At 63.0% G+C, this 14,912-nt stretch carries 15 protein-coding genes; all 15 read right to left on the reverse strand.

Annotation, left to right across the window (positions count from 1 at the left end; genetic code table 11):
• Positions 1-2: 2 nt before the first annotated feature.
• Entirely contained in the window at positions 3-566 is a 564-nt protein-coding gene (locus tag ACOQFP_RS09655) for a hypothetical protein (RefSeq protein WP_421584136.1), read from the reverse strand.
• Between the two features lie 33 nt (positions 567-599).
• A complete protein-coding gene (locus ACOQFP_RS09660) occupies positions 600-989 on the reverse strand; it encodes a hypothetical protein (RefSeq protein ID WP_421584137.1) in 390 nt (129 codons plus the stop codon).
• Positions 986-2,653 carry a hypothetical protein gene (locus tag ACOQFP_RS09665; RefSeq protein WP_421584138.1) on the reverse strand — a complete coding sequence of 556 codons (1,668 nt, stop codon included), beginning with the start codon at positions 2,651-2,653 and terminating at the stop codon, positions 986-988. The genes ACOQFP_RS09660 and ACOQFP_RS09665 overlap by 4 nt, the downstream gene beginning before the upstream one ends.
• Complete coding sequence (locus ACOQFP_RS09670) at positions 2,650-3,084, reverse strand: hypothetical protein (protein ID WP_421584139.1); 435 nt, start codon at positions 3,082-3,084, stop codon at positions 2,650-2,652. The genes ACOQFP_RS09665 and ACOQFP_RS09670 overlap by 4 nt, the downstream gene beginning before the upstream one ends.
• On the reverse strand, positions 3,074-3,556 hold the full coding sequence (locus ACOQFP_RS09675; protein WP_421584140.1) for a hypothetical protein: 483 nt from the start codon (positions 3,554-3,556) through the stop codon (positions 3,074-3,076). Before ACOQFP_RS09675 ends, ACOQFP_RS09670 begins: the two co-directional genes overlap by 11 nt.
• Positions 3,556-3,897, reverse strand: coding sequence for a hypothetical protein (locus tag ACOQFP_RS09680; protein ID WP_421584141.1), 342 nt, complete (start codon positions 3,895-3,897; stop codon positions 3,556-3,558). The genes ACOQFP_RS09675 and ACOQFP_RS09680 overlap by 1 nt, the downstream gene beginning before the upstream one ends.
• A 14-nt stretch (positions 3,898-3,911) precedes the next feature.
• Positions 3,912-5,432 (reverse strand): LGFP repeat-containing protein, encoded by a 1,521-nt coding sequence (locus ACOQFP_RS09685; RefSeq protein ID WP_421584142.1) that lies wholly within the window; start codon positions 5,430-5,432, stop codon positions 3,912-3,914.
• The gene (locus ACOQFP_RS09690) at positions 5,422-5,883 is read right to left on the reverse strand and encodes a phage gene 29 protein family protein (RefSeq protein WP_421584143.1); all 462 of its coding nucleotides are present in this window, start codon (positions 5,881-5,883) and stop codon (positions 5,422-5,424) included. The genes ACOQFP_RS09685 and ACOQFP_RS09690 overlap by 11 nt, the downstream gene beginning before the upstream one ends.
• Before the next feature lie 30 nt (positions 5,884-5,913).
• Positions 5,914-7,608 carry a hypothetical protein gene (locus ACOQFP_RS09695; RefSeq protein ID WP_421584144.1) on the reverse strand — a complete coding sequence of 565 codons (1,695 nt, stop codon included), beginning with the start codon at positions 7,606-7,608 and terminating at the stop codon, positions 5,914-5,916.
• A gap of 9 nt (positions 7,609-7,617) precedes the next feature.
• Positions 7,618-8,538, reverse strand: a complete 921-nt coding sequence (locus tag ACOQFP_RS09700; RefSeq protein WP_421584145.1) for a hypothetical protein — start codon at positions 8,536-8,538, stop codon at positions 7,618-7,620.
• Complete coding sequence (locus ACOQFP_RS09705) at positions 8,528-12,682, reverse strand: phage tail tape measure protein (protein WP_421584146.1); 4,155 nt, start codon at positions 12,680-12,682, stop codon at positions 8,528-8,530. Before ACOQFP_RS09705 ends, ACOQFP_RS09700 begins: the two co-directional genes overlap by 11 nt.
• A gap of 9 nt (positions 12,683-12,691) precedes the next feature.
• Positions 12,692-13,030, reverse strand: coding sequence for a hypothetical protein (locus ACOQFP_RS09710; RefSeq protein WP_421584147.1), 339 nt, complete (start codon positions 13,028-13,030; stop codon positions 12,692-12,694).
• Positions 13,031-13,098: 68 nt separating this feature from the next.
• Positions 13,099-13,596 (reverse strand): hypothetical protein, encoded by a 498-nt coding sequence (locus ACOQFP_RS09715; RefSeq protein ID WP_421584148.1) that lies wholly within the window; start codon positions 13,594-13,596, stop codon positions 13,099-13,101.
• Positions 13,583-13,873, reverse strand: a complete 291-nt coding sequence (locus ACOQFP_RS09720; RefSeq protein ID WP_421584149.1) for a hypothetical protein — start codon at positions 13,871-13,873, stop codon at positions 13,583-13,585. Before ACOQFP_RS09720 ends, ACOQFP_RS09715 begins: the two co-directional genes overlap by 14 nt.
• Positions 13,874-14,035: 162 nt before the next feature.
• Entirely contained in the window at positions 14,036-14,872 is an 837-nt protein-coding gene (locus tag ACOQFP_RS09725) for an Ig domain-containing protein (RefSeq protein WP_421584150.1), read from the reverse strand.
• Positions 14,873-14,912: the final 40 nt, after the last annotated feature.

Below are 14,912 nucleotides of genomic sequence, written 5' to 3' on the forward strand. Positions count from 1 at the left end.
GGTCATGCTCCGATCAGGTAGGGGACGCCGTCTGTGTCTGCGCCGACTGAGATGCCCGGACCGGATGCGGCCGGATCGAAATAAGGGACGCCGTCTGTGTCGGCGAAGATCTTGGTGGAGACCGAAGAAAGCGGGACATAACGTGTGTCACCGACTGTTTCGATGCGGGCGTCGACAGCGGTCTGATCGAGACCCGACCCATCCACCGGGTTCTCGGCGAAATAGGACCCGATCGCCGCCGCGAGACGCACAGCAGGCGTGTCGGGTGGGAGCGCAAGAAAATCGTCGATGAGCGTCTTCAACTGCTGCTCGGTCTCCACCGCGGGGACGACGATGTTGTACTTCTCCACGAACCAGCCGATGGAGATCTCCACCTCGTACAGGCCCGGGTCGAGACTCGGTGTCAACGCGACCCCGTCTTCGATCGGCTGCGCCCACGAACCGGGCGCGGTGATGACATTGCCGCCCTCGGCGGCAGCACGAATGTCGTACGAGACGTACGTGACCGTGCCCTCACCGACAGGCGCTTTCACGATGTCCTTGATGGTGGCCTTCACGACAGGCATCAGCCGGCCTCACTTTCAGTGCTCAGGGGTTGGTCAGGTGTCGCGGCCGAGGCCTGCGAGGATCGCGCGGTAACCGGATTTCACGGCGAACGCCAGGATCTCCGTCGGGGACGCGGCGACGACTGTCACCGAGATCGCCCAGTTCAGGTACTCGTAGGCCCTGAAAAGTCCGTCCACCGCGGCCCCCGGTGTGGCGGGGTTGGACGATGCTTCGGTGTCGGTGGTGACATGAGCGTTGATCGCGGCGGCACGGCAGATGTACATCGGCCACGACCGCCGCGACTGCAACTCGGTGGTGTCCTGGTCGGGGATGATCGACGTCGACCCGTCCTCGTGGAGGACCCAGATGTCGGTGTCGCGGTCGTTGCCCTTGTTGTGCTCGAGCACTTCCACGAACTGGGTGAACGTCACATGCTCGGTCATGCCGCCTCCACATCGGAGATGTCGGACTCGAACCAGTCCATGATGCGAGGCGAGTTCTGGAACGGTGTGCGCTGCAGACCGAGGCCGCCGTATCGCCGCTGCGGCCCGTACGGGACGGTCGCGTTGGTAACATCGGTGCGGATGATCTCGACACCGTTATGGAACACGAGAACGCGGTCGGGGTAGAACACCTCGTCGACCCATTCGCCCTCCTGCGTCTGGATGGAATCTGTCAGCGCCAGCGTCCGAGTTGTGGACACCAGGTTCGTGAACGTCGACTGGCTGGCGACCGATTGCAGGATGATCGCCCCCTGCCGGAACGCGACACACAGGCCCGTCGAACGGTTCTGCGTGCACCGGAAGTACATGCGCGAGAACGCGACCTGTGATTGGCCAGGATCAGGCAGAAGCCCGACGCGGCAGCCGTGGAGTTGGTAATCCGTCGTCAGTGGCTTGGTGTAGATGGCATGCCCGATGCCGTCACTGGTGCTGATGTACGCGAGGTCGTTCGACCGTATGCCCACATTGAGGCTGGTCGACCAACTGCCGCCGATACCGGAGAACAGGCCGCCCGCATCCTCGCGGTCGAAGTTGTCCTCGAAAAACCTTTTCGGCTGCGCAACAACGATGTTGTTTCCGACTGCCACGTAGGGAACGAAGCCAGACGGGTAGACCGGCCAGGTGACGTCGGACTCTGCGATGGTGTCAGGTGCGGCACTGGCCGATGAGATAGCCGTGGTGGCACTGATCTGCCGGGGGTAGAACCCTGATGGACGCTCCGGGGTGAAGTTCTCCGTGCCGGCCAGATGCACCGTGCCGACCGACCAGAACCGTACCGCGACCCACGTCCCGGCTTCGACGATGGCATCCTCGAAATTGGTCGGTGTGGATATATGTTCCGCATTTGTGAGCAGGCTCGCGAGGTTCGGCGACGTCGGAGTCAACGCGGCCATGTCACCTGTCGGCGACATCGAATAGACCCGCGTGTACAGCTCGGTCGGGGTGCCCCGCGCATAGAAATTCAGACCCGACAGTGCCGTATCCACCGGTACCCGAATGAACGCAAACCACTGCTGATTCGCTGGAAGCAGCTTTTCCGGGAGCCTGGTCATTTGGACAGCGACATCGTTCGTACCGACCGACGGGTCATAGTCGGTGTACGCGAAAGACCCGGTCTGGTTGTTTTCCTTGTGACGATGTCGAGGGATCTTCACTTCGTCTGCCAGCATTTTCAGATCCGAGTGCGGAATCGATGGCCATTCAGTGCCATTGATCGCGACGTATCCCGGGGTCGGTGACCTGATATCGAAGACGGCGATCTTCTGGATGATCTCCTTCTGCACGTTCACCACGGTCTGTGCGGCACCGGTGGCGGTGTTGATCGCCGTGTCGGCCTTCGTGTCCGTCGCCTTCAACGCCCCGGTCAAGTCGATCAGGCCACCGGTGATTCCCTTCAGCCCGAACACCAGCGCCGAGACCAGTTGGTCGATGAAAAACCCGATCACACCCGGGATGCCATTCGAGAACGCCGACGTCTTGTTCGCGGGCACCGCTACACCCTGGTACATCTCCTGCTTGTACTCATCGCCGGTCTTCTGGCCCCACGCCTCGATACCGCCGACACCGCTGAGAGTACCTTCGGGAAGTGGTCCGCCACTCGTCATGTCGCCCCACCTTCCGGTTCCGAAAACGTATGCTGGCGTTTGTATTCCAGCCACCCGATATGCCGAGGCTCAGGCATCGTGTAGCCGTTCTGAATCATCTGCAATTCGAGTGTCGTGTGATAACTCGCGTCGTAAATCAGATAGTCCTCGAGGATCTCCATCGCAGGTGCCAACGTGTTGACCCGCCGTGTGAGCCTTCTGATCTCGTCATGCATGTCCTCGTAGTCCTGCGCCTGAGACGACCGCCGAGCAGCCTTCTTCCGCTCCGCACGATCACGCCACCGATGACCACCGACCGGGCCGAGCACCTTCGCCCACGACTCCGACGCCTCCGCCAACACGCCACCGATGAACCGAAACGCAATGGCAGCACCGAAAATCAACAGCAGCCACGGGTTACCGTCAAGGACATTCGACACTTCAGTCGGCACCGGCTCGCCTCCATGCATCCTTGCTCGAATCGGACAGCACCAGATGGACGATCGCAGCCCCGAACAGCCAGCCGATAGCGGTCCGCCAGCCATAGAACGTGTCACGGTTGGCGACGTCAGCGAGCGCACCGATAGCGAACATCACGTACACCGCGACGAGTAGGCCATGCATGATTGCTGTGACCGGCAGGCGTGGAATGAACAAGCCCGCGTAACCAATCACGCTGACCGACAGAAAGATCCACCCCCACGTGTCGAGTGCGAGTGCCCGCTCGACAACCGACAGGGTCGACACCGACACCTCACCGGGCAGCCGGATGTAGTCGATGCCACGCGAGAACGCGACGAACAATGCACCGACCTGAATCAGGTCCGTACCGCTACGACCGATCACCGTGTCGAGGCGGTACGAGTCGATAGCCCGCCTGGCAGTGAGCACACGCCTGGCGAGGTGCCGCAGCGGGCGCGGCATCAGTTGGCCGCGCGGTGCTTACCGATGACCGTCTCCGCTGTCTCACGGGCCCGATCCAGGATGGCTTGCACCTCGGGCGACACACCGTTGCTGACAGCGTCGCGGACCTGCTCGGCGACGACGACAGCCGCTTCGACGACCTTCGCCTGCGGGGTCACCTGCGCGCGCGCTGCCTCGGTCGCGGTCAGGCCGAGGAGTGCCGTCACGGCAGCGGTGACGAGGTCGCCGACCGAGGCATCGATGACGCCCTTGCCGACGAGGGTGACCAACAGTGCCACCAAGAGTGGGTAGACGTACAGGCGGACGGGTTCGTTCGCGCGGAGCTTGGTGAGGAAAGACATAGCGGTTCCTTCTTTCAGTGGGTGCGGTCCGGGACGATTTCGTCCGGGCCGTCGAGGGGGATGAGCGCGACCGTGTTGTCGGGAGACCAGACGATCTGCCCGTTCTCGAAGTGCTGCACGATCGAACCGTCAGGCAACGTCTGCTCGTTCGACGTCGGCCAGCCAAAAATGCCGGTCTCGTAACCGGAGCGCTGCCACCGCTCCCCGATCGCACCGTGCACCCAGAAACCGGGCTGACCGTTCTTCCGGTACAGGACACCGTTCTCGAACGCCTGCACGTCGCCGTCAGGCAGCACCGAGTGGTACGCCACCGGGTAGCCGAGGGTGAACTCGAAGTTCAGTCCGGCGAACACTTCGAACAGGCGCGCCGGGATCGGTCGGGCACCGGTCGTCGGGGTCCAGTAGATGGAACCGTTCTCGAAGTGCACGATCCGGCCACGGCCATCAGCAGGTGTGATCTCCCCTACCGTCAGCCGAGCGCCGAGCCAGGGTGCAGCCTTGGCCATCAGGTCGATCTCGTTCGGCGGCGGTGTCACGACGACAGGCACCTGCTGCTCGTTCGCGTACTTGGCTACCGAGGCGGCGAACACATCGAACGGGAAGTTCGGTCCGCAGTCGGTGTGCGACCCGAGGCCGACGCCGTACGTGATCCCTGAGTGGTCGATGCCACCGGCAGCGCCGCGGCCGATCGCCTTGTAATCCTTGCCGAGCACTACCGGGACGAGCGGGTCGTACTTCTTCGCGTCCTGCACGAACAGCATTGCTGCGTAGTCGATTTCCAGGGCGTACCGGTCGAGCCACTGCTGCCTGGTCTGTGATGCTTTCGACCCCGCGAACACGAGGTTGATGCAGTACGGGTTCGCATCGAGCACCGACCACGACGACCGATCCGTGTTGACGTGGTCGACACAGACACCCTTCGCGAGGATGTAGTGATACGACACCTGATTGCGTTTCATCCACTCGTGCAAGCCCCAGGCATCCTGGTTGCCTTCCTCCGTGTGGAGAACGAACAGTCGAACCTTGGCCCCGTTGCGGGAGCTGCTGTTGCCCTCGTCCGATCGGTCGAATTCCTGGACGGACACGCCGGCCTCCTTCGCGGGTTGTGGTGCGGGAGCGGCAGTGAGGGATGCGAACAGTGCCGCGGCCTGCGGCATCCGCTCGTCGTAGCGGTCCGGGAACGAGGACCGCTGGACCTGCTGCGCATACCAGCCAGCCGAGCGGGGCCCGTTGTAGTCCAGCTTCTTCAGTGCCTCGAAGAACATGCGTGCCGACGCGGTCGGGTCCATCCGCTCTGCAGCGGTGCCCCACCACGGTGGCTGCTGTTGGAACAGACCCGACGATTTCGAGTCCTTCCCGATGCGCTCGTGCGGGTACTTCAGCGTTTCCGGGTCCGCCTTGTTGGCGTACATGACCAGGTCGCACTCGACGAGCGCAGTTGCCAGTCCGATGACCAGACCGCGGTCCGTGACCCCGAGGCGACGCCCCTCGGCGACGATGGCCCGCGCGTACACGAGCTGCTGTTCAGTTGCCATCGGTCCCCTCCTGTTCTGCCTGTTGGCGTCGTGCGAGCTCACGGAAGAACGCCGCCCGGTCGGCCTGCGACAGTCCGTCGACGGCCTTCTTGATCGGCGACATGACCGGATCAGGGGTGTCGATCGGAACCCACTTGCCCTGCCCCGACATCCAGTGCGGATCACCGTTGTTCGGCATCTGCAACTTCAGCGTCGGCTCAGCCGAATGGCCACAGTTCTCGCACTTCACCCGAGCACCCAACTGGTACAGGCGCTCGGACACGATGCGGTAGTAGATGATCGGCATCAGGAAGAACGCATTGTTCATCCCCGGGAGTGACGCGAACATCCACCAGAACATCTCTTGCGGGTCGGTGGGATCGCAGTTCTCCCGGGTCGGGAACCGTTCCTCTTGCGTGTCGACGGGTGCATCCCGCTTCGCCGTCGACTGTTTTCTCTTGCGTGGAGGCATGGTGCAGCCAGCCTTTCGAGTTGATCGAATTTACGAAAACACCCCGAGGTCTTTCATCTCCGACTTGACACGCTCCATACGGGCCATCAGCCGGACCAGCGGATCTTCCTGCGCCGCATCGTTTCCGATAGCGAGCGCATACGCTGCGCGTTCACCGCGTTTACGCGAAAGGGTCAACCTGCGGACTCGATCGATATGGAGTCGGCGAGAACGATCGCCCTTGATCATCGTCGAGACGCGGTCACCCTTCCAGAAGTGACCTTGACCCTGATCGCCAATGAGATACGGTGCGGCATCAGCGATATCCATCGAGCAGGAGAACCAGGTGCGAGTCGCGTACCGGCCAGCTCGGATCACCATGAACGACGACAGTGTGTAGGCCTTGCCTCCCGAGTCCACGAAATACTCGTAGAGTTGGAAGTCGCCACCGGATTGCGCTCTCTCGTACAGCTTCACCGAGATCCACGCGAGCACGGTGTCCTGGTAGAACATCTTCGCGATGGCATCCACAGATCCGCCAATGCTTCCCACCTGCAACGCATTTCCGATGACATCGAAAATTCCCTGCACAGCCGCCGAGATCGTCTCGTTGACGCCCGGCATGGACGCGCCACCAGTGTTGATCTGCTTGCCCTTGGCTGGTGACTGGATGAAACTCGAATGCGTCACACCAGGCGAGTCCGGTGGATAGAACACGTACGGTGCACGACGATTCGTCAGCAACCGCCCCGGCACCCGGTAGTCGGCGATCGTCGGGATCGCGCCCGTCGCCGCGTAGTCGGTGTCCTCGTAGAGGTCCTCGGCGACGTCACGGAAGATGCGGGTGAAGCCGTCGAAGATGGTGCCGCCGTTCGCGGTTCCCTCGTAGACACCCGACTTGTCCTCGATGCCGATGATCAGCGTGCCCGGTTTGATGACAGCACCCGGCCACGGCAGTTCGTCACCCTCGAACCAGCGACGCCACGTCACGGACAGTTCCGCGTCCTCGAGGATCATCTGCGCCGCGTCGTGCCACGTCTTCCACCGAGACGACAGCAAAGCCATCGGTGTGCCCGCCGCGAGGTCGTCGAGGAACGAGATCGGTTTCACCCGGACCGGCCAGTTGTACTGGTCGAGACCGGAGAACCACGACGAGATTTTCAGGGGGTCGTCGGGCAGATGCCAGAGGCTGAGGTTCTCACGCCACAGGTTCAGCAGCAGCGCGGTGAGGAGCACCCACCGGGCGGGACCGCCGAGCATGAACACGCGAGGTGCCTGAATGAACGCTGGCAGGACAGGGTTCGACCACAGCTGCTTCCATTTCAGCTGCTCGTAGTCGGACAGGAAATGCGCGATCAGCTTCGACTGACCGGTCTCGTCCTGTACCACCTCGGTGCGGTCCAGCAGACCCGACCATCGACCACCGCAGTGATCGACGACGACGAGCACGTTGATCGACTCACCGCGCTGCTTGCGCCCGTACATGTCGTGCAGGTACTGAGCGGCCTCGAACTCGAAGTCCATCGTGATCTGTCCGGGCCCGGTGTCGTTGTCCGGGTCGTCGAACGTGAACTCGTCATCGTTCTGAATCAGGTGCTGCAGCTTGCGGTTACCGTCGAACAGCCGGACCAGTGGGTCCTTCGCTCGGATGGCCTCCATCTCCTGATGGCGAGCCTCGGTGGCCTCCATGATCGCGTTGCACTGATCGATCAGAGAAAGCCCGAAGTCAGCTTGTGCCAGTGCCATCGGACCCACCTACCTCCATTGAAGCCCAGACGGGCGGGACCAGAATCGGCGCTGATGCAGTTCCGCTCGAGCACCACCCGACGGCGCACCGGACACCGAGATCGGCAACAGCGTCGTCGGTGTGTACGGCGGAATCTCGTGCATGAAGAACCGCTCCCCCGCCAACTCGCCGAGCAGGTTGGTTCCCGTCCACGATTCGACCATCAACCGCATCGGGTCGAGATTGATCCGAGCACCGCCGTGAACCGAGTCGATCGGGGCGAGTGGTAGTGCGCGCGTCGGGAATTCCCCGCCGAGCACACGGGCACCCTTCGGCCCGACCCACGACGGGTCAGGGACCGTCCACGTACCGCGCGTGAGAACCCACGTCTGCAGCAGTGGCCGGTCCGTCGGGTTCGACACCTCGATGAAGCCAGAGCCGGACGACGACGTTGTCTGCCAGAAGGTGACGTCCTTCTTGCCTTCCCACATCGGCTGACCAGCACGCAACGGATACTGCGGATTGCCGTACTCGTCCTCGGTCGGGTCCATATCCGGCGTGAAATTGACGACGTCGTTGAGCGCCACATGCAACACACGATGGTCACGCTTCGACTTGTAGTAGATACGGCACAGCTTCTCGTTCACATCCCACTTGTCGACCTCGGATGTGAAGCATTTCCGCAACGTCGAATCCAGCCACTCGTAACCGCGAGGATCATCGTCACCGAACACGTGAAACCCGAGGATCAGATCACGAACCTCGTAGCTCGTACCCTTCGGACGGCCACCGATCTCCCTAGCGGCCGAGGACCATTCACGCGTGATCGGAGCATCGTAGATGCCCTGGACCTGACCGGCCGCCAGGATGATTCCCTGACGGCCGGCGTTACGTCCACTGACATCGAGCCGAGTCCCATCCGCGCCGATGATGGTGATATCAACGGCCAATTTCGGGCCTCCCTCCGTATTGCATCATTGCGAGGGACCGATCACGGTTGGCCCGACGATGGAACCCGGCCTGATCGGCGACGGTGGTGTGGAACGTCTGGTTGATGGTCGCGCCGGAATTACCGGCACCACCACCCGCGCCGACGAGTTCATCGATCTTGCTGATGTTCGCCTCGGCGACCTTCCAGTGCGCGTCCTTCAGAACGAGCTCGGGTTTGCTGAGTCCGTTGAAGCCCCACGTATTCGGCTGCCAGACACCGCCCGTGTCGAAGAGGTTCGCCTGATCGACGAGCTCTTGACCGCGGCCCATCATCGGCCCGTACTTCTCACCGAACGCCGACCGCTGAACCTGCTGCGCGACAGCGCCCGGGTCCATCCCTTCCCAGCCTGATGGCAGGGCGTCGTAGAACAACTTCGCCGACTCGAACGGATTCATCCGTTGCTCGAGCGATCCCCACGCCCCGTTGTCCTGCTGCTGGAACAGGCCCGTCGAGGTGCCGTCGTTTCCGACGGCATCGTGTGGGAGGTTCAGCGACTCGGGCAGCTTCTGGTTGGCCCACATCTTCAGCGGGTCACCGGATTCGACCAGAGCTGTCGCCTCACCGATTACCGCTGCCGCTTCACCGAGTCCCATTTCCTTGGCCGCGCGGGCGATCTCGTACGAGTACAAGTCCGCGCCCGTGCGGTTAATGTCGGGAACATCAGTGAGTGCGGTAACCGGGTCTGCTGCGGCTGCCGAGTCAGGGGACATCGGGGTGACCGGCACCGAAGTGCCGACCGTCGATACCGGGCTGTCACTCGACTTGATCGTGTACCGATCGGCGAGGTCCAGCCATTCACCCGCCCCGAAGATCTCGAGGGAAGCATCAGCCCAGATGCCACCGATATCGGTGAACATCTTCTTGTACCGATCCCTGGCAGAGAACGACTTCTCAACGTCTGGGGATGCCGCGGTTGCGCCCGCAGGCGAAGCAGCTGACGGCGCGGTCGAATCAGTCCACGCACCCATATCAGCAGGCGCAGCCGACGCGAGATCTGGCGACGTGGGCGCAACCACCGGACCGAGAGGCTTCTCGGCGGCGAGGTGCACATGATCGGCATGGCCGGCCATTGTTCCCTCGCCGTAGATCCCGCGAGCCTCCGCGCCTTCCGCTGTCGCAACCCCGGTACCCAGCTGGTTGTCTTTGACGTTGTACCAGACAGGCCCGTTGTTCCAGATGATCTGCGCGAGATCCCCGCGCAGCTCGTTGAACGCGTAGTCCGCGTATCCCTGCATGTCCGGTCCGGCAACATCGATCGCCTGCTTGACCCCGTGGAATCCGGGGTCGCCAGGACGGTATCCCGAACTCAGTTGTGCGTCAGGGAACTTGGCACTGATGACATCCCAGATCGACGCGTTGATCGTTCCGCCACCCAGCTCGCCGCCGTCGGCGAACCGAGGGAGGCTGCTGAGCATCCGGTGCAGATCGAGTGCGCCACCAACCAGCGGGTTGTCTTCCTGAATGCCCAGCGAGTTCGCCCGGAAGTCGCCTTGCAGCATCCCGTGCAGGAAGTCCGCCGTCGGGACCCAACCGGCGTTGAGGGCCGCGACGATACGGTCACCGCCAGCGTTCATCGCGGTCTCTTTGACGACCCCCTCATGGTTGGACACGAGGGCTGTCGGCATGCCGAACGCGTCGACGCCGAGGATGGAGTCGGACGTCCCGGACCCCGGGCCGTACAGCTCACCGTTAGAACGTCGGCCAGCAACACCACCACCCGCCAGCATCGGGATATCGGGAAGCCCGAGGGTGAATCCATCCCACTTGATCGGCCCGACCTCGAAGCCCGGGATACGGAACTCGAGTGCGTTCCACGCTTGGATGATGTAGTTGATCGCGCCCTTGAAGGCGGACTGTATGCCGTCCCACATTCCGCTCGCAGCGGAGGCAATACGCCCCGGCAGGCCGGTGACGAATGCGACCAGGCTGTCGAACTTCTCGACGACCCAGTCCTTCGCTTCGCCGGCCTTCTCGCCGATGTAGCCGAGGCCGTCGCCGAGCAGTTGAATGCCCGACGAGACCTTGTCGTACATCCAGTTCCAGCCGGACAGGATCGCGTCCCATGCGGCCGTGACGATCTTCTGACCGATCTCGGTCTGGGTGAAGAACCACACCAGACCGGCGACGAGAGCGGCGACAGCAGCGATGATCAGGCCGATCGGGTTCGCCGACAGGGCAACGTTCAGCAGCCACTGCGCACCGGTAGCGGCAGCCGTGGCGACGGTGGATGCGACGAGCGCAACCTTCTGCGCGACATAGGCGACACCGGCCCGCGCGGTGGCAATGCCGTTCGCGACCCATGCACCCGTATTCGCTGCGAGTGCGGCAGTCCCGGCCGCCACCGATGTCGCGGCAGCTTTCGCCGACGACGCGGCAGTCCCGGCCGCAGCTTTCGCGGTACCGAACCCATCCTTGACTGCCGACGCACCCGTCTTCAGCCCATCGAGCGCGGACGCAGCGGTGTCCTTCGCCTCGAGGAGCCCATCCTTGACGCCCAAGACGCCTTCTTTGACAGAATCGAAAGTGCCCTTGGCAGTCTCGAATCCGGCCATAGCGCCACCGAGCCCGGTCATACCGACGACCGCGGCGATGGCCGAGCCCTCGTTCTCCTCGAGCGCACCAGTGAAATCGCCGAGCATCGGCAGAACGTTGTCGCCGATCATGTTCGTGATGTTCTGCTCGAGGCCACGCTTGAACGTTTCGAGGCTCGATCCAGCGTTGTCGTTCAGGACATCGATCGACCCATCGAGGGCACCGTTGAAGTCACCCATCACATCGTCAGCGCCGGCGATCCCCTCGAGGAAAGCGGGGATCTGATCGACAGACAAGTCCTCGAGAGGGCTACCGAACAGGGCGATCGCGTTCTGTGCACGAGCAGCCGGATCTTCCATTTCCAGCAGTTTTCGGGCAGTCTCCTGCAGCGCGTACTGTGCCTGCTCGCCGCCGACGACGACATCGTTCGCCATCAGATCGGCGTCGCCGCCGATCGCCGCGTATGCCTCCGCCGTGGCTTTGCTGCCATCAGTCGCGCGGATCGTGAATTCCTTCAACGCATCGCCGGTCTTGTCGAGCGCGATGCCGCCGTTCTGCGATGCCGCGATCAGTATGTTGAACGACTCGGCACCGTCGAAACCCAAAGCGCGGAAGTTGGTTCCGTACTCGTTCAGGATCTCGGGGAGCTCGCTCCGCATCTCGACGGACACTTCCTGCATACCGCGGGTCATCAGGTCGAACGCTTCGTCGGCATTCGCTGCGAGTCCGTTGGTCATCAGCAGGCTGGCGGACTGCACAGAGCCGGCGATGTCCTGGTCGAAGATCGTCGCGAAACCGGACGCCTTCGCGGACAGCTCCTCGAGTCGGCCAGCACCCATCGAGTCGAGTGACCCGAACGATCCACCTACCGCGGAAACAGCTTCGGATATGTCGTCTATCGAACTGCCGACGCCGGATGCGTAGAGGTCGCCCGCTACCTGCCCGTAGCGTTTCGCTTCCTCGGCGGTCTCACCGAACGATGCTGCGAGCTTGCTGCCGATCTGGCCCTGCTCCATCGCTTTGCCCATGCCGTCGGCTGCGACACTGACACCCGCCAGACCTGCTGCGAGACCGGCCAGTTTCTTCGTGCCGTCACCGACACCCGAGAACATGGACTTGAAGCCGCCACCAGCCCGCTCAGCCGTGTCAGCGACGTCGTCTGTTGCGGTCGCTGCGCGGCGCTCCGCGTCAGCAAGGTTGTCCGCGGCCTTCGTCGCGTCGCGAGTCGCCGCGAGTTCCTTGCGTCGAGCCGCCTCGAGCTTCTCGTTCGCTGCAGTCAGGCGAGCCGAATCGGTGACACCCTTATCGGTGAGCGCATTCAACTGCGCCTGAGCGACCCGGGTACGACCGGCCGCGTCGGCGACCTTGTCCTGAGACTTCGCCAAAGCCTCGGTCGCCTTGTCGACCTTCATCTGAGCGGCAGCGATACCGCCCGCGATAGCATCGCCAGCGTCCCGCCCGGCCTGCGTACCAGCGGCACGCAACGGCGCACCGATCCGCTTGGCAATGCCGGACGGAACCTTCTGGACTTCCGGTATGACGGAGAGTGTGGCCCAACCGATCGACGCCATCGTCTCCCCCTATTGATTTGTGCGCGCAAGCCTTTCGGCATTACGTGCCTTCGCGCGCTCGAATGCGCCACGCTTACGTTCCGCCTGACCGACGGCCCTGGTCTTGCGTTGCTTCTCGCGAGCCGGATGGTCCTTCGGTGCCTTGCTTTTCTTCGAGTGGACGCGAGCATCGATGAGCCAGATGTCAGCGAGAAGGTTCTCGGTCATCGTGAACGGCATCTGCCCGCCGTTGTCGTCGATCGCCAGCGCCGAATTGTGCGGGAGCCGACGGACCCGAACCCACACCTGACGCAACGTCAGGCGGGGCCGGCCATCGTCGTCGGTACGCCACAAGTCCCGCAGATCCATTCCGTTGTGGAATCGACTGAGATCGGCCTCGACAATGTCGCTTTTGCTGTCGAGCAGGGCGAGGAGGCCTAGGAGTTTCCCGTGCTCTCGAACCCTGCTTCCTTGCTGAACATCTCGATCAGTTCGGTGGCGGCACCGATCGGGGACATCCCGGCAGCCTGCGACCGGAGGCAGAACCACGAGAACCGCTTCTGCCCGAGGAGCCCCTTCACCATCTGCAGCGGGTTCTTCTGGATGACACCGACCTGCCAGTCCCAGGACTCGAGCATCGATCGCTGATCGATGTCGACGTCCTCACCGAAGAGGGTGAGGTTGATCGTCCCGGCCTTCACTTCCTTCTCGGCGGGTGACTGTTTGGGCTTGTGGTCCTGCGGTTTCGGCGCGTTCGCGGGGATCGTAGCCGCGGACTTACGAGGCTTCTTCTTCGTGGCAGCCTTCTTAGCGGGCTTGCGCGCGGGTGCCTCGGTAGCAGCGACCGACTTCGCGAGGACACGGCGAGCTTCCTCGAGCTGCTCCTCAGTCGGATCAGTGTTGGCGAAATCTTCGAAGTCATCAGTTTGGGGCATGTGCAGCTCCTCGGTTCGCACGCCAAATCAACGGCGCGACAGCAGCAACCACCTGTGCAGCGGCTGATTCGGGCAGGCCGGCCTCGATGAGACCGGAGTACGTGTCGGCGACAGGGGTGACGAATCCAGAGGACTCGGCTTCCTGTGCGACTTCTTGCGCGGCGAGATCATCGCGCACAGCGAGGACCTTCGCCATCTTGTTCTGCAACTGCGGCGACAGCGTCTCACCCAGCTCGATGATGCCGAGTTCGATTGCAGCAGATTCACGTTCAGCCATCGACGGGACGCGCTTCATGCGCCGAACGCCATGATCATCGCGAAAATGAGAGTGTGCGGAATGCGGGTCGTGTCCATCGGACTCCTTCGTGCAGAAAGGATTCGTGCAGCGGATGGGGACCGGTCGCCTGGCGGGCTGCACACCACCAGGCGACCGGAGCTATCAGGACGCGGTGACGGTGACCGTGATCGCCTTCGACGCGGTATCCGGCGTCGGGGTGGCGGAGTCCGTGACCGTGAACGTGACCGATCCCGTCGATGCGGCAGTCGGGGTACCCGACAGGACACCAGCCGTCGACAGGGTCAGACCTGCCGGGAGGGTGCCCGTCTTCGACCACACCTTCGCGCCGGTGCCACCGGTCGCGGCCAGCGTCTGCGTGTACGGTGCACCGACGACACCCGGAGGCAGAGCACTCGTGGTGAGCACCAGATCGTCGGCGACAGCACCGGTCGTCGAGTTGTCGACGGAGAAGAACACGTCACGGTCCGCATCGTTCGCGTGGTGGACAGTCATCTCGTACGACTCCTGCTCACCTTCGACCATGCCGCTATGCGACGACAGCTCGAGCAGGGCAGGCTCCGACGAGATCAGGATGCGAGTCGCGATGTCCTCGTCACGGGTGACGTAGCAGGTGTAGAAGTGCAGCGTCTTCGGAGCGCCGACCTTGCCTGCACGCGAACCCGGCAGCACGAACTGCTTCGTGACCGCGTTGTCTTCGAAGGCGGTGAACCCGGTGGTGATGGTTCCCTTCTTCGCCTTGCTGCGGTACCGGGCGTGACCGAATGCGTCGTAGTGCGTGATCTCGAGTTCGGGAGTGATCGGGATACCCGCCGAAGCGTCGAGCAGTCCGACGAAACCGGAGAGCCACTGAGCATCGAGCTCTTCGGCGAGGGTCGCGGGGACGAGAGCTTCGATGTCGTCGACCGCGTTCTTCGCGATCACGTACACCTCGGCTTCGTCCCAGATGTGAGAAGCGGTGGGCTGGACAGTTCCGGCCATGACAAATACACCCCTTTCAAGGGCGAGAAAGCCACCGAGG

The organism is Rhodococcus sp. MALMAid1271, from assembly GCF_049195265.1.
GTDB lineage: Bacteria > Actinomycetota > Actinomycetes > Mycobacteriales > Mycobacteriaceae > Rhodococcoides.